The sequence below is a fragment of the Arthrobacter sp. 9AX genome, assembly GCF_902506095.1.
Taxonomy (GTDB): Bacteria; Actinomycetota; Actinomycetes; order Actinomycetales; family Micrococcaceae; genus Arthrobacter.
On record NZ_LR733293.1, the window covers coordinates 4080264 to 4104450 of the forward strand.

The window sequence follows — 24187 nt, forward strand, 5'->3', positions numbered from 1 at the left end:
CGACCCTCCTCTACTCCATCTTGTAATGCGCCAAGACCGGCCACTGGGCATCCCCGTATCCATTCGGTTAGCTTCTTGTAAACATCCTGTTTCCTCGGCGAAAAGCATCGCTTTTACCCTGTACGTTCAATGCTAAACCGATTCAGCAACCTTCAGGAAACCACGATGCTGCTCATTGATACGGACCCGGGCCTTGACGACGCCCACGCGTTGGCCATGGCGCTTACCCGGCTGCCGGCCGAGGAAGTTATTGTCACCACTGTGGCCGGTAATACCGGACTGGATGCCGTGACCCGCAACGCCGCCTGGATTTTGGGGATGTTGGCGCCCGAGGTCAGGCTCTACGCCGGGGCGGCGGCGCCGCTGCTCGGCCAGCCCGTTGAAGCTGTGCACATCCACGGTGAAGACGGACTTATGAACATGAAACGAGTCCCCCGGCGCCCGGTTCCCGTCCAGGAAGTTCACGCGGCGCAGGCCATCGTTCAGGCGGCACGGGAGCACGGCAAAGATCTGACCATCGTCGCTCTGGGCCCTCTGACTAATGTGGCATTGGCTCTCCAATTGGAGCCTAAACTCCCGCAGCTGATCGACAGAATTGTGGTCATGGGCGGCAGTCCGGCCGGGTTCGGCAACGCCTCCCCCAACGCTGAGTTCAATGTTTTTGCCGATCCCGTGGCGGCGGACATTGTTTTTGAACGTATGCACAACGTGACCCTGATCACTTGGGACCTGTCCCTGCAGACCCGATTCAGCAGGGACGAAATCGAGTCATTCTGGGTTTCGAAAAACGCGGCGTCGGATCTGCTCCGGGGGCTGCACGAGCAGCGTATTTCCCTGGATTCCGGTTATGCGCAAAGCCGCGATTTCGGCCGTGCCGACCCGCTGGCGATGGCTGTGGCTCTGGATTCCGGAGTGATTCGGCGGTCGGCGGGCCACCGCATCCGCGTCGGTTATGACGGCGGTCTCGCCCATGGCGCCACTGTCGTGGACTGGCGGAACGAGACGACCGGCCGGGACCAGCTCGAACTCGTCCTTGACCTCGACCGTCCTGCCCTCATCAAAGCCCTTACCCTTTAGGAGACAACATGCCTACCATGTCCATCAATTCGCCGTTCAAGCGCCGATTTCAGGAGACAAAAAGCAAGAGGATCGTCCTTGCGGCCGTAGCGGCTGCGGCGCTGGCCCTCTCCGCCTGCTCGGCCGGAGCCGGCGAACCCGCCGCCGAGAGTGGCCAGCTCCAGCAGGCCAGCATCCAATTGGGATGGGTTCCGAATGTCGAGAGTATGGCGCCTATCGTGGCCCAGGCCAAGGGGTACTACGAGGAGGAGGGACTGGAGGTAAAACTGCTCCCTGGCGGCCCGGACGTGGTCGCCGACGCGCAGATTGTAAGTGGGAATGCGCTCATGGGCATTCTCAATAGCGAGACATTGGCTAACGCTGTCAAGGGAGGCGCCCCGCTGGTGGCCGTGGGCGCGACTTACCAGACATCTTCCTCCGCCATAGTGACCCTCGCAGACAGCGGCATCACTGAGCCCTCGGACCTTGAGGGCAAGCGCTTTGGTTTCGCGCAAACGGATGAGCGGGTCTATAAGCCGTTTTTCAAAATGGCGGGCGTGGACATTGACAAGATTGAGCTGGTAACCACCGGCGCTGATCCAGCCTCGCTGGTTTCCGGAGAAGTGGATGCCATGTCCGGCACATTACCCAACCAGCCCATTGCTATCCAGAGCCAGGGACTGAAAACCCGCGAAATCCGGCTCTCGGACTATGGCTACAACCGGTGGAGCGGCCTGTTGGTGGTCCGCGCGGACTCTTTGGAGAATCCGGAAAAGCGGTCGGCCATTGAAGCAATCCTCAAGGCAACCCACCGCGCACTCGAAAACGCAGTGAAGGACCCTGAAACGGCCGGGCAAACCGTGTACGACGTTTACGGTGAACAGCTGGGGCTCAAGCTCGAGCCCCAGATCGCCGGAGCCAAGGTCTGGGCTGGTCTTGCGTCCGAATCATCCGAGCTGCTGCAGGTGACAAATGAGGGTGTCGCATCCCAGCAGAAGTTCTTCGACAGCATCGGCCTTCAGGCGGACGCGAGCAAAATGTTCGATCTCTCGGTCGGTGAAAGGGTCTTCAATGACGGCAGCAACTAGACCGCCAGGCCTGGATGCGCGCAGGGTCAGCAAGACGTTCACAGCCCACAAATCCACGGTCAAGGCCCTGACGGATGCATCGCTGAGCACACCACAGGGTTCCTTCGTCGCATTGATTGGTCCCTCCGGGTGCGGCAAGTCCACCTTGTTGCGTATGTTCGCCGGCCTTGAAGAGCCTTCCGAGGGCGTGCTCTCTGTGCTCGGCGAGGCCCCGGCGGCCGTCCAGTCCCGGCACACCATCGGCGTTGCTTTCCAAGACTCCGCACTGCTGCCGTGGCGCTCGGTGGAGTCAAATATAGCGCTGCCACTGCAGGTGGCCGGCAAAACAATCAACCGTAAAGCTATCGAGGACCTAATCGCGCTTACGGGACTGCAGGGCTTTGAAAAGGCACGGCCCGCGCAGCTTTCTGGCGGGATGCGCCAACGGGTGGCAATAGCCCGGTCGCTGGTCCTGGAGCCGCAAGTCCTTTTGCTGGATGAGCCCTTCGGTGCCTTAGATGACATGACGCGCCAGCAAATGAATATCGAACTGCAGCGCATTTGGACCGAGCGGCCCACGACGACCCTGCTTGTGACCCATTCCATCAATGAGGCAGTATTTCTCTCCGACCGCGTCTACGTTATGGCGGCCCGACCGGGTCGGATCATGGCCGAGGTGGATATCGAGCTGGCCCGGCCGCGGAAGCCTGAAGTCCAGCAGTCGCCCGAGTTCCACGCATACGCCGACCGGCTCTCTGATCGGCTGTTCTCAGCACGGGCCTCCTCCCTGCCTGCGGCGGCATCGTGATCACCGTTGCCGATCCCGGTGCGCAAACAGCCCAAGCGCCCCCGACTGGGGATCAAGGCAAATTCGCGCCCGCCAAGGCCAGAGGCCCGGTACTGGTGGTGTCGGGGCTGCTGGCGGCCTGGATGCTGCTCGCCGTCGTCTTCGACGGCCGACACATCGTTCCTTACCCATGGACGCTTTTGGAGCAGTTCGTCGCCGACCGGTCCCTGCTGCTTTCCAATGCCGCCTACACCCTCGATACCGCAGTCAAGGGCTTCGGACTGGGCGTGGCCGCCGTCATTCCGCTAGCCGTCCTGTGCCTGCTGTTTCCGGTCTCCGAACCCATCATCATGCGGCTCGCAGTGGTAGTCCACGTCATCCCGTTCGTGGCGATAGCCCCGATCATCGTGGTGGCCCTGCCTGGAGACATGGCACGGATTGTCATTGCCGCCCTGGAGGTCTATTTCCCCCTGATGATCGGCCTGCTGCTGGGCCTGCGTACAACCGACGAAAGAGCACTTGATGTAGTCTGCGCCAGCGGCGGCCGCGGATGGGCGCAGCTACGCTTTGTCCGACTGGCCTCTTCCATTCCCAGCTTGGTTTCCGGGCTCCAGATCGCTGTTCCGGCGGCCGTCCTGGGCGCACTGATCAGTGAGTTCTTCGGTGCAGACCGGGGTCTTGGCGCTATCCTCGTCAACGCGCAGGACTCGCTCATGATGGCTAGAACCTGGTGCATCGCGGTCTTCATCGGGGCAATAGCAGCGGCCGGGTACGGCTTAATCCGTGGGCTCTCACAGCTCATTGTGCCGTGGGCCGGGCAGGGAACCGATGTGAGCGCGGCAGTGGCCGGAACGGAAACCGCTAAGGTGGGCCGGGCCGGCACACTGATGGCCGGTGCCGCATCCCTGATCCTCATCCTGGGTTTCTGGCAAGGTCTGAGGTCTGTGTTCGGTTTTGATGAATACTTTGTCAAAACCCCGGGAGAGGTGCTGAACTTCCTTATCGTCGGCAATCCGGTCACCGGCGAAGGCCCGGGGATGTTCTTTGGCGAATTTATGGTCGGCCTGGGCCAGACGATTGTAGATGCGACTGCCGGATTCCTGGTCGGCATGCTGGCCGCAATAGCAGCCTCGGTCCTTTTTGTCGCCGTGCCCAGCCTGGCCACGGTACTGATGCCGATGGCCATTATGCTGCGTTCGGTGCCGCTCGTGGCGCTTACGCCGCTGTTGGTGCTGATTTTCGGGCGAGGGCTACTGGGAGTCACACTGCTGGTGACCTTGGTGACGTTTTTCCCCACCCTGGTGACAGTGGCACTGGGTCTGCGAAGCACGCCGGAGGCCGCGATCGACGTAGTGCGGGCCACCGGTGGCACAAAGCTTCAGGCAGCCCTTCACGTACGGCTGATGTACGCCATCCCGTCTATCTCCTCAGCTGCCCGCATCGCCGTTCCGGCCGCAGTGTCGGGAGCCACGTTGGCGGAATGGTTAGCCACAGGCAAAGGCCTGGGGAGCGTCATTACGATGGCATCCGCGAATGCCGAGTATCTGGCGTTATGGAGCTCGGGAGCGCTACTAGTCATCTTCGTCTTGGCTCTGTACACACTGATCGGACTCATCGATAAGGGCGTCTCACGGCGCCTCGGCATAGCACTCTAAGAGGTCAGGACCCATCACCGTGGAAGAAAACATGCAACAACAAGCGGATTTGATTCTGCAGAATCTCTACATCATCAGTTTCGACCAGCAAGGCACTGTAATTCCGGATGGCGCCATCGCCATCAAGGACGGCGTAATCGTTGGAATTGGACCTACCAGTGAGGTCACGGCTGCGTGGGACCCCGCCCGCCGGATATTCGGCAGCGGACAGATCGCCATCCCCGGACTGACCGATGCTCATATCCACACGGCACAGACCATGATGCGCGGTCTGCTAACCACCGTGGGCGCTTCAAGCAACCTGCGGGTACCTACATGGCGCGAATACCTGGTCCCGTTCGAGGCGGCACTGACCCCTGAAGACGTGGAGCTGTCCGGGCAGCTAGCCTATTCCGCCATGCTGCTGACGGGCACGACATCCTTCTTCGAAGCGGGTGGTCCCCACCCGGAGCGGATGGCCGCCGCAGCCTGGCGAACCGGCATCCGCGGCATCGTCTCTCAATCGACCATGGACGGCGGGGACAGGATTCCGGCTTCGATGCGCATGAGCACTGATGAGGCGATCCAGCGAAACATAGATGTAGTTGAGGCCCTGCCGGCCGCGGTTGACGGCTCCAACCGGGTCACCGGCGGCATGTCTCTTCGCCAAATTATTACCTGCACGCCCGAACTTGTGCGCTCCATCCACAAGGAAGCTCAAAACCGGGGTGTAAAAGTCCACACACACCTGGTCGAGGGAACCTACGAAATCGACTTCAGCTTGGAACGCTACGGGATGCGTCCGTTGGAGTACTTGATCAACGAAGGCGTTTTTACCGAGACGCTGCACTGCGCCCACTCGATCCTGGTAGGAGACGAAGACATCGATAACTTCCGCCACTACGGCGCCACGGCCTGCCACTGCGCCAAGGGAAACTACTCGATCGGCCATCCACCGGCGCTAAAAATGTGGCGACGCGGCGTAGCCATCGGTCTGGGAACAGACGGTGTAGCCTCGCTCGGAACGCTTGATCTGTTCCGCGTTGCCATGCTGGCCCGGGTAGGCCAACAGCTCGTCGAGGCGACCCCTACCCACAACCGCAACGGTGTGGCCGCAGCAGAGCCGTTATCGATGGCCATCATCGGCGGTTCCCGAGCCATGGGGCTAGCAGCGCACACGGGCAGCCTAGAAAAGGGCAAGCGCGCGGACATAGTGCTACTGCGCACTGATGGCCCGGATGCCGCCGGTTACGCTTCGCCAGAAGCTTTTCTTTATGAATGCGCCAGCGGCCGCGACGTCGATACCGTCCTGGTGGACGGGAACATTGCTGTCTCCGCCGGCCAGCTTGAAAACGTCGACTTTCACGCCATCAGAGACCAGGTCGCCCGCCGGCAACCGCAGCTCATGGGGGCCATCGCCTGAGCCAGCAGCTCTGCCTTGCGGAGCCAGGAGAGTTCCTGCCAGACGGGCAGGAAACCCCTCCGGTCAAAAGCGAGAACTGCGCAACTGTACGAAAAACGGGCATACTCCAGGCCCGGGTCAGGGAAACGTGAATCTGCAGACCCCTGCCGTCCAGCACCGACCCCTCGGCCAATGGGCTGGAGAGTTCAATCCCTGGAACGAGGAGTTGACGATCAACTGCTTGTGCCTCAATACATCCACTAACAGTCACGGCAAAACAACCGAAGAGGACCAATGACCACCGTAATTTCCGGAACGTCCACCCATGTCTCCCAAAACACTATTTCTCGCCGCGGCACTGGCCTTTTGGCCATAGACCGCGCAGCCATCTCAGAGGGTTACACCCTTATCACTCCCATCGCCGAGAGGGGCGACGTATACCTCATCGATACCGACGGCAACGTAGTCCACGAATGGCACTTGCCATACCCTCCGGGACGCCATGCCCGCCTCCTGCCCAACGGCAACCTCTTCTACCAGGGCAAGCTGACCGGCGACGAACCCCTGTTTCCTATTTGGGAGGTCTACCACGGCGGTGTTTTCCTTGAGGTCACCCCATCAGGACAAATCGTGCGTGAGGCCCACCACCCCCGTCACCATCATGACGCCACAATTCTGGATAACGGCAATCTCATTCTGCTCACAGTCGAGCCGTTGCCCTCCGACCAAGCCAACCTCGTCGTAGGCGGTACCCCTGGAACCGAAGCCCCCGGCGGAACCATCTGGGCGGACGTCATTGTTGAAATGACCTGGGAAGGCGAAATCCTCTGGAAATGGGCGGCGGCCGACCACCTTGCCTTCGCAGATGCCCCGCTGGATCCGCACTACGCCCGGGAGCACTGGCCGATGGCCAATACCGTCAACCAAACACGCGACGGTGACATTATCGTTGGCTTCCGCAGCGCCTCCCTGGTGATACGCATCGACCGTCACACCAACAACATCAACTGGACGCTCAATGCCCCCGTTGTTTCGCAGCAGCACTACCCGCACGAACTGGACAATGGAAACATCCTGGTCTTCGACAACGGATCATTCCGCGAGGGCGTCAGCTTCCCGTACTCCCGCGCCATTGAGGTTGATCCTGCTACCAATCAAGTGGTTTGGGAATACAAAGATAATCCCCCGCAAAACTTCTACAGCCCCTATATGTCCAGCGCAAGCCGCCTCCCGAACGGCAACACACTCATCGCGGAAGGCACTTTCGGACGCATCTTCGAAGTCAATCGCGAAGGGACCCTGGCGTGGGAATACGTGGTCCCGTGGTTCGGATCATTTGGAGAGGGGGTAGGCCACGACTCATCCCAAGGCCCCAACAACTCAGTCTTCCGCGCCTACCGTTACTCCCCCGACCAGGTCCCCTGGCTGAGCTAGCCTCCTCAGTCATCCGGATCAGCACATCCACCCGGACAATTTCACACGGTTCCATGGCAGCCCAACGTCGACCCGGATCTGAGCCCGAGGTACTGCCCTTCGCGTCGCGTAAAGGTACGAGCTACCGCTTTGTGCGACCGCGGCGATTTACTCCTGGTTCAACAGGCGGTATCACACGACGGGTTTGAGGCCGGCCCCCTTGGGGCCGGCCAGCAACCAAAGCCATACCCGCCTCCCCTGGTAGCCACGCCCCTACGACGGCCGCGGAACTGAGCCCGGTAACAACTAGAGACAGCAGCCAAAAATCGTCGTCAACGGGCGATAGACAAACGGAGGGAACGGCGTGGTCATGACCGCTCCGTATGGCCTCTCTAATGGGCCGCAGGTGCAGGCGGCGGAAAGGCCCGACTATGAGTGAATACATCCAGTTGGCCGGCCAGCAGGTGGTCGGGGACGGACGATTGCGGTGAAGCTGGTGATAATGGCGCAGAGCGATGCGAAGCCGAGCAGGAAGCCCGACCCCGCCTGTCACCAGCTACGGCAGCGCACTAACCGTGGCCGCCGTTATGCTCATAACTCCCGGGATCCTGGCGTCCACCACATTGCCCTCTAAACCCAATGCACAGACGGATGAGAGCGCCGAAGGCTTTGGGCCGAGCACCATATGAGTCGATAGCCGGCAGAATTGATCAGCTGGTCCCACCACATGATCGTTCGAAGGAGTGGTCAAAACCCCACTTCGAGTGCCCTCAGGGTCAATACGTGCGCGGCAAGCGATTTTAACGATTTGCCAGGATTCCCTGTCCATCAGAGCCGGACCTGGTTCCGGTGGGAGGAGGTCATAAGGGCATTCGTTGAACATGTGCGCTGTTACGGGGGCGTTCTAGCGTCATCGGGGTACAAGCCGCCGATAAAGATTGGGTCAAATTACAGCAGCCAGTTGCTCACGTGCATCGGATAGCTGGTTCCCGTATGGCTCTAACCATGGCTGAACCGCGCCAGGGCCCGTATCAAACCAGTACGTTTCGAGCGAATCTGCCCCTGTGTGTTGCCCGAGTTGGCCGATTATGTGCAGGCCTAACGCTTCTTTGGGGAGCAACCAAACGTGCACGTCTCTCGGGGAGATTCCGAGACATAGGCAGTAGTCGTAGTCCCTATCGCGGATTTGTTGAAATCTATAGATCCCGCTCTTCCAAAGCGTGGACATCTTTACTTGGACTAGCTGTCCGCCGATCTGCAGGTACAGTTGCTTATCCTCAGTCACCATCCGAACTGGAAAACCGGACTTTTTAGCCCAAGTTGCTACCAACTGCCGTCCCACTTTGCCGCGTGTTCCAGGCGGTACAGCTAGAATCCACTCAAAAGGACTACCTTCCCAATCCTGAATTTCAGGGTGTTCGGTTGCCAGGTCTACCGAAGCCTGAACCATGTGCTCAAAATCTTCATTGGAAGCTACATTTACCATTTGATTTCCCCAAGTTTCGTCCGGTAGTGCTCCAAGAAAGTCAAGCATCGCGAATTCTGTATAGATTCGTCTATTCTCGCCGGGGCAGCTACTTAGCGCAGCTGTTTAGACCGAGTTGGGTGTGTGGCACCAGGCGGCGGTCATAGAACTGCATGTCAGCCGCTCAGCACATCCTGAGAGCTACAGAGGAGTTCACTCCGAGCAAAAGCTGTCCTGGCCTGCCCTCCGGTTTTGTTGACTCCTTAACCTAGCGAGCTGGTGCTCGTGGAAGGGATATTGACCATGCCCACGGCTTATGGGGCGGAGTTCCGCCAGGATGTTATTGATGTGGCCCGCAAGGGCGAGGTGCCGCTGGCGCAGATTGAAGGATTCGGGCTTTGGTTACGACGTTGAAGCGGTGGCTCGCCATCGCCGAACGTAAAGAACCCGGGGCCGGCCCCGCGGCGACGAAGTCGGCCGAGATGGGGGAGTTGAAGAAGCGCAACCCTCTGTTGGAGCAGGAGAATGAGATCCCGCGCCGGGCAGCTGCCTATCTGGCCAAGGACATCAATGGGTGCTGCGTGGTTGTACTCTTTGTTCAAGGTCGAGACTGCACGCTGCAAATCAAGAGCGATGCGGGCGAGGCCCGGTGCCGGGCTCAGCCGGTGCCAGCAGCCAAAAAGGAATAGCCGATGTCTCGGGATGAGTCTTCCCTTCCAGCAGTCACGGGCGCAGAAGAGATACCGGTACCGGGGTGGTCTACTTTACTGCCGCAGGGGGCGGGGAGTTCTACTCTGCGCGGTCAGGTGATGGAGTTGATTAACGACGTCCTGAATGACCCTGATCCTGATCGGCATTGGGCGAGATTGCAGCTTCGGAGCCATCTGGCAAGGCACCCGGATGAGCCGGAACGTGCATTCCTTGAGCACCTTGTCGTGACGAGGGAACCGGCAACCCGGCAGCATTCCTTTCCTGCTCCCGGCGGGTCGGCCATCGCGGAGTCACCTGAAGCTCCCTTCCTTCAGCGTCCTACGGGCGTGGGGAGCAGGAAGGAAATCGAATCGGTACTGGGCAACAGAATGTTGCTGACGGCGTTCCAGCCGGTGCGCGAGCTACCCGACGGAAGGACTAGAGGGTTCGAAGCGCTGACCCGCTTCGTCAGCAGGGACGGTGCCAGCGCTGATGTATGGTTCCGGGAAGCGGCGGCTATCGGCCTGGGACCCGAGCTGGAGATCGCGGCGCTGCAATGCGCTTTAAACGCGGCGCGGGAGATTCCCCCGCATCTCTTCGTCGCGTTCAACCTCAGCCCTGCAACATTCACGGACAACCGTGTTCAAGACGTACTGCAGGGCTGCGGCCTGGGGATGGACAAGATCATCATTGAATTCAGGGGTCGGGCATCGAGTGAGCAGTGGACGTCTCTCATCCGGGCGCTGGAACCCCTGCGCGAATTGGGTTTGCGTGTAGCGGTGGATGGCTCCGGCCCGGGCTTCACCCCGTATGAGCAGATTCTCAGCCTCGAACCGGACATCATCAAACTTGACCGTGCTTCATCGACAACATTGTTGCTGGGCCGGATCAGGACGAGCCGGCCGTGATAGGCCTTGCCCAGGAAGTGGGCGCGGTCCTGGCCGCCGAGGGAATTGAAACAGAAGCAGAGCTTGCGGCCGTCATCGCCGCTGGCATGACAGCCGGGCAGGGCTACCTGCTGGGTCGGCCCTCCGTGCATCCAGTGGACTGGTCCGCGTGGGTCCTGCAGACGGAGACAGCATCGGCCTAGAGATAGGCCCGGCAGCTTGCCCAGCCTTTCCGCTTTTAGTCGTGCTCTAACGGCTGAGTGAGGCGGCGAAAATCGCGGGAGAGGTAGAGGGCGATCGCGGGGGGTTGGAGCTGTTTACGGTTACGGCCAGGGTCTTGTGGCCCGTTTCGTGCAGGGCATTCATGGCGTGGCTGAGGAGTTCTTCGGCCAGACCCTGTCTGCGGTGATCGGGGTGGGTGAAAAGGTCAGCGATGAAAGCAGTTCCAGGTCCGTCGCCCCCGAGAGCCTTCTCTATGGTGATGATAGCTGCGGTGACGCGGCCTTCCCGGTCAGCAGTTAATAAGGAAGCTTGCGGGATGGGGGTCCCGTGGGCGCCTTCGGTGACGGCACTGAACCTGCCGGCGGCCTTTTCTTTGTCCGGATGGGATTCCGTCGCCGTAGGCAAGCAGGTAGAGGTCTGAGAGTTTCGGTAGGTCCGTGGCTTCAATGTTGCGGGGAGAGTGGACGGCAGCTTTGAGATTCTGCGGTTCAATAAGTGCCGACAATGAGATCAAAGAGACCATGATCTGTCCTGCCTTCCCCAGATGTAGAGACAAAATTCTGAACTCAAGTGTGGGTCATGTTGTACTCCGGGGGAAGGGTCCCTGTCGGACCCTCTTCCGCCACGCATCAGCGACCGTGCGGGCCCCGCCGACGAAAAGCTCACTGCCCGGTAACTGCCCAGATGCTCTGCCCAGGACACCCTGATTTCGATCCCGGGGCCTATCCCGGGATCGTCCTTGGCAAGCTGCACCCAGGCAAGGAGAACCGGTGACATGAAGGGCTGCGCCGTCGACCCAAGGTAGCTGTCACCTCCGGTCTCGCCCGACCCGGGTTTGGGGAAGCGGCAACCCGGATAATCTCGGAGGCTTCCAGATCCACGAGTTTGCGCACCCCGGTTCTTGCGCACATGATCCAGAACATCCCACGGCGGGCACGGTCTCGCTCGCTCTTTCTCGGTGCAAAAGCTTGGCGTCACGCCGGGCCTCAATGTGGTCACCGTTCGTAAGCGCATCACACGTCCGGACGATTGGTTCCCGAGCTGTAGGCATGGGCGGCTCCTTTTCCTGGCAGGTAGACCCTTTAGATCAGGATGCTCCTCCGATGTTGCACGGCGGTTTCATCGACGTCATTTTCCTATGTAGAGCCCGCGCCGTGTGGAAAACTTATGGTCCACTTCGCGTCCAGCCCGGCTTAGCTGCAGCGTGAAGGACCTTCTGGACTTCGCCGGCAGGTGAACGGGCGCGGCGTTTGCCTTTGTTTGCCTCACCGATTCGATCGACACTACCACCGCCTCTGGAGGCTTGATGTCCTTTGCGTCTGCTGGCTATTCTTGCGTCAGCCAGGTCATGTCCTTATCCACTGAGGTGAAGAACCGGGTGGGGCACGTGGGGGTGTGCCTTGCCGTGTAGAAGCTGGCTATGACTTCGTCCACAGGTGAGGCGCCGACGAGTGCGATCTTTGCGAGCGGCCAGGGTGCGGCGAAGACTTCCTTGGCACGGCGATCGATCCATTTCATGCTGGTCATTTCGACCAGCATGGGAAGGGTGCGCCCTGAAAGAAAGTTCGGTGGCACGGCTCATCAGGGGAATTTGACGACTATAGGAGCATCGTCGCAGACAATCAGGGCCAGGGGGTCCGGAGCTCTGCGGCGGCACGCCCTGGCCCCAACAGCCGGCCGCGCCAGCGGACGTCCGATCCCGTGTGAGCTCTGCGAACACCCATCCAGCACCCCTCGCCCTCCCGGGTTCGCACGGTAGTCGGTGGGACGCGCTGCCCTCGTAAGCCGCGGATGCTGTGGGCGTTGGGCGGTCCGCCGCTCGCAACCCACGGCGCAAGTCAACCAACGACGGCGGACCGCCCGCGGTGACCGGTCCCGAAGGACCGGTCACCGGCTTGGTCTAGCTGGCGAGCAGTTCGGTCACGTCCTCAGGGCCGGTGACAAGCACGGCACCGCCTTCCTTCAGCAGCCGGTGGCATCCGGCCGAGTTCGCACTGTGGATACTGCCGGGAACTACTGCGACATGCCGGGCGATTGTTTCGGCGTGATGCGCTGTGTTCAGCGCCCCTGACCGCCACCTGGCTTCCACCACACAGGTCACCCCGGCGAGGGCGGCAATGATGCGGTTCCTCTGCAGGAACCTGTATCGGGTTGGGGCGCTTCCCGGGGGCAGTTCGGAGAGCGTCACGCCGTTGGCGCGGATCGCGGCTGCGAGGTCCGCGTTCCCGGATGGGTAGTCCCGGTCAAGGCCTCCGGCCAGCACGGCGATAGTCGCTGGTCCGTTCCCTTGGGTTCCTGCCAATGCGGCCCGGTGCGCGTGCGCGTCGATGCCATAGGCGAGGCCGGAGATGATGCAGAGGCCACCCCTGGCCAGCCTATAGGCCATGTCCCCGGTGACGGCCGCCCCGTAGGTCGTGCAGTCCCGTGAGCCGGTCACGGCCACGCACCGGGACGGGCCGAGGATCCCGTCCCCAATGACGCCGCGGTACCAAAGCCCCCACGGTGCGTCCGGCAGGTCGTCCAGCCCTACCGGCCACAGCTCATCATCGGGAACGAGGAATCCCCCACCCAAGCGTTCGATCGTTGCCAGGTCATTTTCGGGCTGCAGGTCTGGAATTCGACGCGCCCACCGCCGCAGGCCCTCGGTCAAGGCGTCGGCGGTGACGTCCCAAAAGGGGTCGGCGGGAAGGGAGCCGGTGGCGATCTTCAGCGCCTCGGAGGCGCCGTGTTTGGCCACCAGGGCGCGGCCCACAAGGTCGCCGGGCTCGAAGAGGCGGGTCAGGGCGGCGCGAGCGATGCGGTTGTAGTCAGTCATGGTTTTCTGTCCTTTGCTGAGGATCCGGTGGGTGGGGCGGCTTTGGTGACCGGCCAGCTTCCCTTCTCCCCCGGTTGTTTTTTGCCTGCTGGCGGAGCATCGCGTAGCTGTGCCCGACGGAGCCGGGGCAACCCGAAGGGCAAGCAGTGGATGGGTTGTAAGAGGAAATAAGCGAAGCGCCGACACAAGGCATCGGCTGCGCAGCCGTCCGCAGGACGGTTGAGCCGGTGGAGTGGGCACGTACGATCCGCAGGACAGCAGCAAAAAACAGAAAAACGCTTCTACCGCCCGAGCGAAGCGAGGCCCGTGCAGTAGACCTGGGCGCTGGCCAACGCCGCCCGGTCAAATTGCCTGGGTCTACTCTGGCAGCATGCGGCGTTATAGCGTCTTGGTGTGCGGTGCGGGAATCGCCGGAGCAACCCTCGCCTACTGGCTGGCCCGGCACGGCATGCGGGTGACAGTCGTTGAACGCGGAGACGGGCTACGATCCAGCGGTGGCCCGGTTGATGTCCATGGTGCCGCCACGGAGGTGGCCCGAAGGATGGGTGTTCTGCAGGGCTTGCAAGACAGTGCTACGCACGCTCCCGGGCTGACACTGGTGACACCATCGGGGCGGCGGGTAGGCCCGCTCCGTCTCGGCAGGCCGCGCGGAGATGATGTGGAGATCGCCCGAGCGGACCTGGCAGCGATCCTTCGGTCGGCTGTCGAGGACCAGGCATATTTCATCTTCGGGGACGAGGTGACGGCCTTGGAGCAGGATGAGGCCGGCGTCGATGTCAGTTTTCTCCGCTCTCCCCGCATGCGCTTTGACCTGGTCGTGGGGGCGGACGGGCTGCACTCAAGCGTCAGAGAGATGGTCTTCGGACCAGAACAGGACTTAGTCCACCCCCTGGGTCTATACATAGCGACAATGTCGCTTGGACGCCCGGCAGCGGACCCCGCTTCGGTGGTCATGTACAACCGGCCCGGACGGTCCTTGACGGTGCATCCGGTCAATGGGACCGCGGGTGCCGGTTTCATTTTCCGCGCCCCGCCCCACCCGAAGGCCGCGTACCGGGACATTAGAGTTCAGAAACAGGTCGTTCTGAACGCCTACGGCGTGACCGACTGGGCGGTACCGGAACTAACGGACCTTCGTGGCCAGGTTGAGGGGGCAGATGACCTGTACTTTGATGCCATCAGCCGGGTGCAGCTCCCGCACTGGTCACGAGGGCGGGTAACGCTGCTCGGTGACGCTGCTTCTTGCGTCTCCCTGTTCGGCGACGGTTCCAGCTTGGCTATGAGCGGTGCCTTCACCCTCGCGGAAGCATTGGCCGACGACCCCAACAGGCTAGCGGCTGCGCTGAAGCGCTACGAAACACACCACCGCAAGGCGGCAACCTCCCGTCAGTGGGGATACAGTCTGGCTGCGGCATGGCTAGTCCCGGCCACTCAGGCAGGGCTCACTGCCCGGAACCTCAGCGGGGCACTGCTCCCCCACTGAGGTTTACAGATGGCAAGCACTGGGACGGTCAACCGGCCGGTCCGAGGTTAGTCGCTCTGTCGCGGAGGAACACGCCGTGACGTTACGTTAGCGGTTTTGCTGGTGGCGGTAGAGCGTTGCACGGCTCCAGCCAACGAGGCGAGCGGCTTCTTTCGCCGTGTGCCCCTTGGAACGGGCTTCCTTGATGATCGCCAGTTTCTCCGCAATGAGGGCCGAATCCGACACCGGTCGGCCAAAGCGTGTGCCGTTTTGCCTGGCGGCTGCGATGCCGGCATTGACCCGCTCGACAATCAGCTCGCGCTCATACTCGGCGAGGGTTGCGAGCATGTTCAGCATCAGCCGGCCGGTCGAGGTTGCCGGGTCGATGCCATCGGAGATGGACCGGACCTGGACACCACGACCGCGGAGCAGGGCGACCGTATTCAGCACGTCGATCAGCGACCGGCCCAGCCGGTCGACACGCCACACAACGACGATGTCGCCTTCCTCGGCATACTCGAGGAGCTTTTTCATGCCCGGCCGTTCGATCGCGGTCTTGCTACCGGAGGTCGGCGAAGACATCTCGTTTCTGCACACCAGCGGCAACCAGCGCGTCCAATTCGAGCTGGGCGTCCTGGCTGGAAGTGCTGACTCGGGTGTAGCCGTGTAGCCCAGTTGCCTCACCAGTCAAGTTCGACTCGAAAAGGCTCAGATGCGCCCAGGACGAGACGAAATGCGGTGAGACGTCTTTGCGAGACGCAGATGCCCCAGTCTTACCGCTCATTTTGAAGAGTTGGAGCAGGGCCGCGAGGTCTGTCTCAGAAAGCTGTTGTATTCCAAGACAGATGGTTCACGCCATCTACCAAAGGCGCGTGGAACACTTCTTGATCCGCTGCACACATCAACTAGGGGCTACGCTCCCCGGGGCCGCGGGACGTCCGGGCCGTTGAGGGCCCGGTATGGTCTTTGACCCGCAGGCCATCGCCATGGAAGAACCTTCTTGGTGGTGGAACCCGCTGTCCTACGTCACCGACGAAGTCCGGGCCGCCCGCCTCGCTGACCACTTCGCCTCCGGCACACGCGGGCCCGGAGCCCAAACCGACGCGTACTTCGACCCTGCCGGACAGGACCTGCTCGCCGCCGCGCCTGGCCGACCTTCACATCACCCAGGTTCACACCTGGCTGACCGACCCCACCGACGACGCCGCCGTCCCGATCCTGATGGAGGCCGGCTTTTACCCAGACCGGCAACGCCGTCCGAGGTGTCATCAACCTACACGACAAACAACGCGGCGGCATTTACGGCACCGCTCTGCAGATGGCCTCCTGCCTGACCAACCGGCAAGTCTCCCGGTGGGCGACCTCTCAGCCTTCCCCCGAGGCCGCGCCATCATGTTCGCCTCCGGAGCCCCCGCAGCGTTGCTCGAAACCGTGCCTTGGATGGGCAAAAGCACGACGCCCAGATCCTGGCCTCCATCGCAGCCCACGACCCCTCCAATCGGCCAGCGGCGTCTACCGCTGCTGCTGAAACAGCGCATCCATGGGTTGTCACGCAACATCCAGCAGGAGCGCAGCCGATGAGTGACCTCGGCGAATGGGACGACGGTCCCAAGCATTCGGACAATCCTCCAAGACCGGCTTATGGCTTCTTCGTGTTTCCACCAGGAGGGGCACCAGGTGCGGGGGGTTCCGCTAAGGCTGCGCCGGTAGGACGGTGGAAGGTGTTCCTCTACGAAGCTGACCAGATCGTTGTAGAAGAGCTCCGGCTCAGGAGCATCTTCTGCTTCCGGCCCGCTGGCTTCCAAGGGATGCCGTCGACCGGCACCGTGCGCACCTGGGGCAACGCAATGGACCCTTTTCGTCCCACGTTGGGACAGTATCGGTTTGTCCCAACTTTGGGACAAGGGAGGTCGAGGTAATCTGCATGCACCAGGCCGCTGGCCTCAAATGCCTGAATGAATCAAATGCCCGTCGGCAAGGCACCCAATTTTTGTCAGGGTAGAGTCCTGATCCTCATGTGGCGGAAGGCGACCCGCCCCCCGTGCGACTGCAGGCCAATGAAGCTTGGAACCGCCGCGCTACTCGCGACACCTCTACCCGCGATGTTGCTCGTAACCTGCGTGCTCTGAACCCCGTTAAGTCGAACGGTGTACGTATGGTTCATGACGTCAATTTCCAGATCATTCCACTGACCGGGCGGCTGGCAGGCTACTTGGTTGTAGTTTGGATTTGCTATGCCGTAGAGGGACCCAGTCCGGTGGTTGTCGCCTCCATCGGGTCTGGCCAAGTCATCAATCTGAATCTCGTATCCGAAGTGGACAGGCACCCAGGCGGGATTGTTGTAGCCCTTGCTGTTTGGGTCTGGGAATCGCACGAAAACACCTGCGTTGTCGTCATGTCGGGACAGACGAAATTGAAGACGAAGGCGGTAGTTTGCTGGGGTTGGCGTTGTGCACCAAGACAATCCGAGGTCGTCGCCGGGTTCGCTCACTAAAGCCCCGTCCACAAGTGGGAAAGCTCCACTCCCCGCGAAGCGCCACTTGCTGTTATCCAATCCATCAAACAATGTTTGGTAGCCGGCTTCTGCCACATAGGGTAGTGCTTCTCCCAGCTGATTGTCTGGTTGGGGACCAGGCTTCGGTGCCAGGTGTTCTGCCAGACGTCTGGAAAGTGCTACGCCCGTGAGCATTGGGTTGGGGCTGCCCAGCCGCGGAAAGACAGCCGGACCTAAGACGTAGGTGTTAGAGATAGCATGCAAGCGCCCATCGCTGTTCACTGCGGAAGTGTTTGGATCTGATCCCATGCGCAAACTGGAGGCTTCATGGTGAGTGGTGCCCAGCCCATCATGGCGGAACGCATGCGGCTGCACCGTCGAGGGAGCAGCATTGGCCGAGACTGTTTGCCAGCGGCCGGCCGCCAGCACCTCGTAATCGTTGCCTCCTGCAAAAGCCAGAGCGACGTCATCACTGCATTCGTCCATGGCCGTCCACAGTTTTTGATCCCGGGCGGAGGCCGTTATACCGACAAGGGCTCTAGGGGTCCCATAATCAGGATCTCCCATATCTTGCCCGACGAAGCTGGCGGCGTTGTCGGTGTCCATCTCTCCAATGCCTCTGATGGTAATGACGACGTGAGAGTCGCTGGCTGTTTTGAAGCGGTCTAGGGTGTCGATGTCCGGGATCTTCTGCCAGAGTTCAGCCTCACTAGAGTTGCCCTGGGGGCCCAGTCCAGCGGCTGTAATCTGCAGGTGGAAGTAACGGTCCGTCTGTTTAGTGTGAAGGCCTTTCAGGAACAACGCAGCTTCAGAGAGTTCGGCGACGGGTGGATTGGTGGGCAAGGACGTGCGCGGGATGCGGATCGTTAAGTTTGATCGCAGGTGCGCGGTCAGCCCGGTTCCTATCGCACCGGTTTGGGGTAGTCCTTGGAAGGAATTCTTGGCAAGCCTGGTGCTCTCAATGGTTCCTGCGGCAATAACAACAACGGCGCCCCGTTTCACAGGAACATTGCCTAGGTTCGTACGTACCTCCGTCACTTGTGATCCGTCATGGACCAGCTGCTGGACATGGCAGTTCGGAATAAGCATCAGACGGCGTCGCAGGTTATCCTCACGCGGCCACTCGCCCCAGGCTGTACGGGAAGATTTGACAATTAGAGGTCCGGAGCTGAACTTGTTACCGGGAAAAAAGCCAGTACGAGCAGTTGCCTGAACAGCAAGTGGAGCCTCTAGTTTCGCCTCATTTTGAAGCTGCTTAGCAGTACGTCCGCCTGCGTTTTCCAGGCCGAGTACTCGAGCAATGTCATCAGCAGAAGGGGCCTGCCCGAGTGCGGCAACGGCAGGATGATCCGGCAACGTAGCAGACGGAATGGCGTGAGTGATGCCACCGTTGGCGTCGGTGAGGACCCGCCGCAGGGCGTTCTGTAACGGACCATAGATGAAGTCGTTGGTGGAATCACTGCCTAACTGCCGCGCCGCGGCATCAAATCCGTCGGGTGATGAAAGGTCAGTTACGACGGCCTGCGGCCAGCCCGTTAGTTCCTCCGGCAGCGGCCGCGGGGACCACCCACCCCAATACAGTGACCTGCCTCCAACACAGTATGCCAATCCGGGGAAAGCAACGTTGGACCGCCAAGACAAACCCCACACTTCGAATCGAGGTTTGTCAGCCTTTCCGGCCGCCTGTAAAGCGTCCAGCGTGGTGGCCCCGCCGGGTCCGGGATCCCCGAGGCCAATCATGGGCAGGTTTTGAACGTGTTCACCGATAAGCATCGGTCCCGCTTCCAGAACCAGGACACGGTGCCGACGACCAGTGTCTACTGTCAAAAGGTGCTGAGCGAAGGTGCCAGCAAAGCTGCCGCCTCCAACGACAATGACGTCAAATGGTCGAGCATCTGCGTTCAAAGCCTCATCTTGGGCTGCCTTGGCTTCGTCAATGGTGTTGCAGACATATCGGCCCAGAACATCGCGGCTAAATAAGGTGTCGGGCGTAGGAATCGGCGATGTCGGCACAGCGGTTCTCCTCACACGAGTTATAGGACGTCGCTAGAACAGCATGAACGAGAGCGCGTTACTGGTGCGTTACCCCGTCAGACAAATCTGGTTGCGACCTGTCCGGCCTTTGTCGGAACCGGGGCTCATCTCAAGAAGTCCACGCAGTTGCCCCCTCTAGATCGAATACTCGATGGCTCCGTTACAAGATTGGGGCGGTTGGAAGCGCTATCTAAGCTTCGGCCCGTAGGTCGTCGGCAGGATTAGACCCCCGCTAGTGCACACCGGCGACTTTCCTCGTGCATGGGCGGGCTGAGTCGGGAAGGATTGGCTCCCCATACCTGGAAGGGATACCGGTCCCCGTGTCTACACTATGCATTTCTGACCAGACGCAGGTCCAGATTTAGATCATGTAATTCCATCCAGAGTTGTTGTCCCAAGAAATACCGTCAGGACTTGCTGCAGCCAGGGCATAGTGCAGAGTGATCGGGGGCGTCGTGAAGTAGCTTATGCTGCCGGTCCAGATGTCAGAGTCATTTTGGATATCGCTCAGACCACACACCGTGCGCTGAACTGATTGCCATCGATCCGGTGTCCACACGACTACGACTCGGTAGGCCCGAAGGTTCGGTAGGGTCTGTACTGTAACGTCGAATCCACGTTGAACGGCGCTCGAACCTGGAGTTCCAGTCGCTTGCTTTTTCACGGCGCTTAACAGGCGGACAACAACCATTTGACATTCCTTCAAAAATGATGAGCAGCGGCTGATCGAATCGTGTGTGTAAAGCGCGTGTAGGAGCCTCGTGCGGTGACTCTGAATTCGGCTCTTGCCCGCTCGGGAACTGGGACACTTCTTCCAGGGAAAATTAGGAGTCTCGCACCCCGTGGGAACACTATGGCCTGGTCCTCTCCTTAGCTGCTCAGGGTCGAATACGTAACGAGTTCGAGCGTAGGCCCGCGACGAATTCGGCGTGGTCTACCACGGCGACAACGTCGATTGCCCGGCCGTCCAGCTCGGGGTTGCGGTCGATTACCGCGCGCAGGTCGAATTGTGTATCAAATGCGCCAGACGGCCCCGTCACGGTCTCGTCCACTACTACATCGCCTTCGGGTCCTCCCGTGATGACGATGAGCACGGGAGTTCCCGAGCCTCCGGGGCTGACGTCCCCGCCCACCGCAACTGTCCCTTCACCGGATTCCGCCCAGATGCGCACGCTGCCGGTGAACTTGGCCTTGCATCGGGCGGTAAGCCCGCCTATGGGTGAGAGGAATTCGCCTGGCTCGATCCCATCTGCGGTCTCGGTGTAGCGTCGTTCGAGGAATCCGTCGATTTGCACATCAATCGCGGGCTGCTCGACATACCGCCCGACGTCGTTGGGTGCCGCGACAATGACTTCGATGACACGCTCGTCGTGTCCGTCGACCCAGACCCACTGGTGTGGGATCTGCGCCAGGTAACCCTTGGAACGCCCCGTGACCCGGGTACGCAAGTGGATCCGCTGGCGGTTGGCGGACGGGTTGCGAACCGCGACCGGAAAGGTGAGCGGGTGCACCGGGCTCCCGGCCGACAGGTCGAACTCCGAGATGTTCTCCTGTGCTTGGTTATTGCCGCCAGTTATCTCTCCCAGCTGATGTGTTGCCGCGACTTTGAGGCAGGTGTGCTCACCGATCTGGGGCACCCACACCGTCGTTGCGTCAAAGAAGGAGCCGCTGGCGATGGAGTTCACGGTAGCTGTTTTGATTGGCGTCCAGCTGCCGTTGTCGCCCACACCTGGGGGTGTTACTGAGTAAAAAGTGACTAGGACGTTGGCTGCTGCATCTGTCCCATCGTTGTGGATTCGGCAATAGAAGTCGTTCTTGGCCTTGACGAGGGGTTTGTCCCCGCTTCCCTGCGGCCGGCCCTCAGCGTCTAGGGGCTGGTCGTACACGCCGTCCTGTTTACGGTCGATCCAGACGTCCGGTGTCTGGTAGCTGTCGTCCCACGGCTGGATGCGTAAGTCGAACTTGCCGTTGGGATCGTTCGGGATGTTCTGTGCCCACTCGATCTTCACCCTGCAGATCAGGGGCCATGCCTGGACGTTGTCGTTCACAACGGTGATCTTGAGGTCGCGCAGCGGATCAACGACGACGCCGCCGGTGCGCAATACGTTCGAGGCATGGGCAAGGGTGATGAAGCGGGTCTGCTGATTGTTATTGACGGAATCGAGCAGCACACGTGTAACGATAACTCCGCCCTGGTTGGGGTTGGCCCCGCTGCCGAGAGGCAGATTCGGGTCGAAGACCAGACCGGTCGTGCCCGGACGCTGCCGTACCTCGACGTAGTACGCCAGGGAGGGTGTGATGATGATCTTCAGTACGTGATACCTACCCTGAACCGTGTTTTCGGTCGTGCCGTGTGCTTCCAGCTCGACCTCAAGGGCGCGGGGATTCCGGTCCCACTTAACGCGCCCGATGTTTGTCTGCCCTCCCAGGTTCTCGTCGTTGGGTTTTGCCGCGTGCGCGTCGGTTAACCAGCCCAGATTCTCCATATTCGAGCCGCTGAACAGTGGGTGAAATGCGTCGTGGGAGCCCATTATGTCGAAAGCCGCAGCGGTCGCCTCGGCCGGGTCGATAAGATCGGACCCGTAGATGTCCTCGCCGAGGTGCGCTCCCGCCACGAACTTCGGGTCGATGATGTTGTGCCCGGTCTCATGCGCGAGACGACCCCAGTCGGCGTCCTCGTTTACCGTCATGTACGGGGTGTCCTTGCTAAGCGTCTCATTGATGCTTAGCCCCGCCGCGGAGAAGGCGAAGGTCTTGGCGCTCATGTTTCCCCACCCACGCGTGAACTTTCCGCCGGTGTAGCACGTCACGGCGATCATGTCGGGCTGCGCCGCGGCGATCTCGGTCTTATAGAGCTGGACTGCCTCGGCGACCAGCCGCGGATTGTTCCAGAAGTTGTTGTACATCTTGATGGTGCCGTCGGGGTTTGTTTGAGCCACGGGATTTCCAGATGCGTCTGTCTCGAACTCTGCGTGGCCGTTCGCGTCGTAAACCGGGTTGCCGCTGGCGTCGACCTTTTGTTTCAGCTCTGACGTCCAGTGGTAGTCAAGCAGATTGCCGCTGAGCGTCTTCCAACCGGCTGTCACGGCACCGCTGACAGCGCTCTTCGAGTAGCTGGCCTGATCGTAGTACGTGGCGACCGAACCTCCGGTGCCGTTCCAACGGTCGTCGATCGTTGTGCGCGCGCCCGTCAGCGGTGATGACAGGTCGGACGGGGTCACCAATGCTACGAAGACCGCGCCGCCTGACTTCGGCAGACCCTGCTCGCCGAGCGCGGGTGTGGGTGCAATGTCTGCCAGCACGAGCGGCGGCCCGTCGTCGAAGTACCCTGGGCTCGCGTTTAAGGTGAACTTACCCGCATCGAGCACATCGGGCCCTACCTCAACGATGAGAGAGCCGTCCCGTGTGTCGGGGTGCGTAAGCACACGCAGCCGGTGGTCCGAGTGCTCCAGGACGGTTGCTGGCGTACCGCCAACCTCAACGGTAACGGGCGTCGCCCAGACCCCGAACCCGCTGCCCGAAAGTACCAGCACGTCGCCACCATGGCCGAGCAGAGGCGAGACGTTGGTGACAACCGGTCCTGGCGGCACGGGGGAGAGGTCGTAGACGATGACCTCCCGCAGGCCGCTGATCACCACCTGATCCCGCACCATGCCAATGCTTGCCGGCTGCACATCCCCTGCGTCGAACAGCACTGTTGTCACACCGGCCGAGTCGATCTGCTCCACTCTGCCACCTGTGCTGGGCTCAGCGTGCAGCAGCGCCGTTTCGCTGTCGTCCGTCCAGGTGAGGCGGCCCGGGCTCTCGAACGAGTTTGTTAACGACGAGATCGGTCCGGCCGAAACATCGACCGCGAGGATCTCGTTGGGACGCGAGACGAAGGCAAGCGAGCCGTCAGCACGGGCGGCAAGGCCCACTCCGTTATTGAGCGCACCCGACAAACGCGAGACATCGCCGGTCGCGGGTGCGATTTCGATGAGGCATCCCTCCGATCCCGTCTGCACTGCCCATACGGCAGATCGCGCCTGAATCCAGGCGATCTGTGCGACCCCACCGAGGTCTTTAGAGACGAGCTGGGGCGCCGAATCTGGCGATGACAGGTCGAGCAGGTAGAGACGGCCGTCCCGGATGGCGACGAACGCGGTGAGACCATCACTGGTGATCGCCAGATCCACGGCGCCCCGCAGGTCGCGGGTCACTGCTTGCACTGAGCGGTTTAAACCGAGGCTCGTGACTCGGCCCGAGATTTCCGCGACATAGACCCTGTCATCGATCGGGTTATAGCGGCATCCGCTAGTCGGGGTCAAGCCATCTGCAATCGTCAAACCCACAACCATCGCTGCCTCCTGCATCCATCCGCGAATACTTCCAGGGCTGAACACATGACCGGTCCGCTAGCTCAAGGAGCGCGTCATTTGGCTCGCTGGTCCTGCAAGTGTCCAGCTGATGTCGTTACTGACGCGTTATTGAGTTTCACCCGTCTGGTCGACGCTGTCCCTTGCGTTCCTGCAATGGACAAGGAGCCCTTCAGATTAGTGTGAATTTTCCGTTTGTTGCCTTACGTAGCCCGGGTTGATGTGTTTTCCCGGCAAGTGTCCTGTGAAGAGAACTTACCTACTCAGGTGTCTTAGGGCCCGGCTGATCACCGGCCGCAGTTGGACCCGGCAAAGTTCGTCCGGTCCAAGGGAAGGCTGTACAGCCTCTCCATGCCTTCCGACCTACTCTGACGGTCTTTGCCTTGCGCCTGACGGCCGCGCCA

The 24187-nt window shown here is 60.9% G+C and carries 16 protein-coding genes and 2 pseudogenes; 10 read left to right on the forward strand and 8 right to left on the reverse strand.

Annotated elements, in window-relative coordinates:
* The first annotated feature begins 165 nt into the window (after window positions 1-165).
* The 6 genes from BACI348_RS18955 (at window position 166) to BACI348_RS18980 (ending at window position 7380) form a co-directional block, all read left to right on the forward strand.
* On the forward strand, window positions 166-1077 hold the full coding sequence (locus tag BACI348_RS18955; RefSeq protein ID WP_159829178.1) for a nucleoside hydrolase: 912 nt from the start codon (window positions 166-168) through the stop codon (window positions 1075-1077).
* 17 nt (window positions 1078-1094) lie between these two features.
* The gene (locus BACI348_RS18960; RefSeq protein ID WP_159829180.1) at window positions 1095-2144 is read left to right on the forward strand and encodes an ABC transporter substrate-binding protein; all 1050 of its coding nucleotides are present in this window, start codon (window positions 1095-1097) and stop codon (window positions 2142-2144) included.
* Window positions 2128-2931: an ABC transporter ATP-binding protein gene (locus BACI348_RS18965; RefSeq protein WP_201298460.1), complete on the forward strand. Its 804-nt coding sequence runs from the start codon at window positions 2128-2130 to the stop codon at window positions 2929-2931. The genes BACI348_RS18960 and BACI348_RS18965 overlap by 17 nt, the downstream gene beginning before the upstream one ends.
* Window positions 2928-4565, forward strand: a complete 1638-nt coding sequence (locus BACI348_RS18970; RefSeq protein WP_159829184.1) for an ABC transporter permease — start codon at window positions 2928-2930, stop codon at window positions 4563-4565. Before BACI348_RS18965 ends, BACI348_RS18970 begins: the two co-directional genes overlap by 4 nt.
* A 19-nt stretch (window positions 4566-4584) precedes the next feature.
* On the forward strand, window positions 4585-5967 hold the full coding sequence (locus tag BACI348_RS18975) for an amidohydrolase family protein (RefSeq protein WP_159829186.1): 1383 nt from the start codon (window positions 4585-4587) through the stop codon (window positions 5965-5967).
* Window positions 5968-6240: 273 nt separating this feature from the next.
* The gene (locus BACI348_RS18980; protein ID WP_159829188.1) at window positions 6241-7380 is read left to right on the forward strand and encodes an aryl-sulfate sulfotransferase; all 1140 of its coding nucleotides are present in this window, start codon (window positions 6241-6243) and stop codon (window positions 7378-7380) included.
* 922 nt (window positions 7381-8302) lie between these two features.
* Here the strand turns inward: BACI348_RS18980 and BACI348_RS18985 are convergent.
* Window positions 8303-8893 (reverse strand): hypothetical protein, encoded by a 591-nt coding sequence (locus BACI348_RS18985; RefSeq protein ID WP_159829190.1) that lies wholly within the window; start codon window positions 8891-8893, stop codon window positions 8303-8305.
* Window positions 8894-9127: 234 nt separating this feature from the next.
* On the opposite strand from BACI348_RS18985, the pseudogene BACI348_RS18990 reads away from it, so the two are divergent.
* The 3 genes and pseudogenes from BACI348_RS18990 to BACI348_RS20945 all read left to right on the forward strand — a co-directional run.
* Window positions 9128-9396 (forward strand): annotated as a pseudogene (locus BACI348_RS18990) (IS3 family transposase); the annotation flags it as partial.
* Window positions 9397-9633: 237 nt separating this feature from the next.
* Window positions 9634-10422: an EAL domain-containing protein gene (locus BACI348_RS20940; protein WP_268892368.1), complete on the forward strand. Its 789-nt coding sequence runs from the start codon at window positions 9634-9636 to the stop codon at window positions 10420-10422.
* Window positions 10419-10604, forward strand: coding sequence for an EAL domain-containing protein (locus BACI348_RS20945; protein ID WP_159829194.1), 186 nt, complete (start codon window positions 10419-10421; stop codon window positions 10602-10604). Before BACI348_RS20940 ends, BACI348_RS20945 begins: the two co-directional genes overlap by 4 nt.
* A 46-nt stretch (window positions 10605-10650) precedes the next feature.
* Here the strand turns inward: BACI348_RS20945 and BACI348_RS21165 are convergent, their stop codons facing one another.
* The 3 genes from BACI348_RS21165 to dprA all read right to left on the reverse strand — a co-directional run bounded on the left by BACI348_RS21165 (window position 10651) and on the right by dprA (window position 13438).
* On the reverse strand, window positions 10651-11115 hold the full coding sequence (locus BACI348_RS21165) for a GNAT family N-acetyltransferase (protein ID WP_442858514.1): 465 nt from the start codon (window positions 11113-11115) through the stop codon (window positions 10651-10653).
* A gap of 834 nt (window positions 11116-11949) precedes the next feature.
* Window positions 11950-12198 carry a DUF7793 family protein gene (locus BACI348_RS19010; protein WP_442858515.1) on the reverse strand — a complete coding sequence of 83 codons (249 nt, stop codon included), beginning with the start codon at window positions 12196-12198 and terminating at the stop codon, window positions 11950-11952.
* 325 nt (window positions 12199-12523) lie between these two features.
* Window positions 12524-13438, reverse strand: a complete 915-nt coding sequence (dprA, locus tag BACI348_RS19015; RefSeq protein ID WP_159829200.1) for a DNA-processing protein DprA — start codon at window positions 13436-13438, stop codon at window positions 12524-12526.
* Between the two features lie 370 nt (window positions 13439-13808).
* Between dprA and BACI348_RS19020 the strand changes: the two genes are divergently transcribed.
* Window positions 13809-14921: an FAD-dependent oxidoreductase gene (locus tag BACI348_RS19020; protein WP_159829202.1), complete on the forward strand. Its 1113-nt coding sequence runs from the start codon at window positions 13809-13811 to the stop codon at window positions 14919-14921.
* A gap of 87 nt (window positions 14922-15008) precedes the next feature.
* On the opposite strand, the pseudogene BACI348_RS19025 reads toward BACI348_RS19020, so the two are convergent.
* The 4 genes and pseudogenes from BACI348_RS19025 to BACI348_RS19040 all read right to left on the reverse strand — a co-directional run bounded on the left by BACI348_RS19025 (window position 15009) and on the right by BACI348_RS19040 (window position 23765).
* A pseudogene (locus tag BACI348_RS19025) lies at window positions 15009-15591 on the reverse strand (recombinase family protein).
* 577 nt (window positions 15592-16168) lie between these two features.
* A complete protein-coding gene (locus BACI348_RS21170) occupies window positions 16169-16804 on the reverse strand; it encodes a DUF4913 domain-containing protein (RefSeq protein ID WP_442858516.1) in 636 nt (211 codons plus the stop codon).
* 89 nt (window positions 16805-16893) lie between these two features.
* Window positions 16894-19407, reverse strand: coding sequence for a 3-keto-alpha-glucoside-1,2-lyase-like domain-containing protein (locus BACI348_RS19035; protein ID WP_159829206.1), 2514 nt, complete (start codon window positions 19405-19407; stop codon window positions 16894-16896).
* Between the two features lie 899 nt (window positions 19408-20306).
* Window positions 20307-23765 carry an IPT/TIG domain-containing protein gene (locus tag BACI348_RS19040; RefSeq protein ID WP_236557641.1) on the reverse strand — a complete coding sequence of 1153 codons (3459 nt, stop codon included), beginning with the start codon at window positions 23763-23765 and terminating at the stop codon, window positions 20307-20309.
* Window positions 23766-24187 lie beyond the last annotated feature (422 nt).

Excerpts from the sequence above, each read along its gene's own strand:
- BACI348_RS18955 (WP_159829178.1), top strand. The coding sequence starts at position 166 with ATGCTGCTCATTGATACGGACCCGGGCCTTGACGACGCCCACGCGTTG.
- BACI348_RS18960 (WP_159829180.1), top strand. The coding sequence starts at position 1,095 with ATGTCCATCAATTCGCCGTTCAAGCGCCGATTTCAGGAGACAAAAAGC.
- BACI348_RS18965 (WP_201298460.1), top strand. The coding sequence starts at position 2,128 with ATGACGGCAGCAACTAGACCGCCAGGCCTGGATGCGCGCAGGGTCAGC.
- BACI348_RS18980 (WP_159829188.1), top strand. The coding sequence starts at position 6,241 with ATGACCACCGTAATTTCCGGAACGTCCACCCATGTCTCCCAAAACACT.
- BACI348_RS18985 (WP_159829190.1), bottom strand. The coding sequence starts at position 8,893 with ATGCTTGACTTTCTTGGAGCACTACCGGACGAAACTTGGGGAAATCAA.
- BACI348_RS20940 (WP_268892368.1), top strand. The coding sequence starts at position 9,634 with ATGGAGTTGATTAACGACGTCCTGAATGACCCTGATCCTGATCGGCAT.
- dprA (WP_159829200.1), bottom strand. The coding sequence starts at position 13,438 with ATGACTGACTACAACCGCATCGCTCGCGCCGCCCTGACCCGCCTCTTC.
- BACI348_RS19020 (WP_159829202.1), top strand. The coding sequence starts at position 13,809 with ATGCGGCGTTATAGCGTCTTGGTGTGCGGTGCGGGAATCGCCGGAGCA.
- BACI348_RS19040 (WP_236557641.1), bottom strand. The coding sequence starts at position 23,765 with ATGGTTGTGGGTTTGACGATTGCAGATGGCTTGACCCCGACTAGCGGA.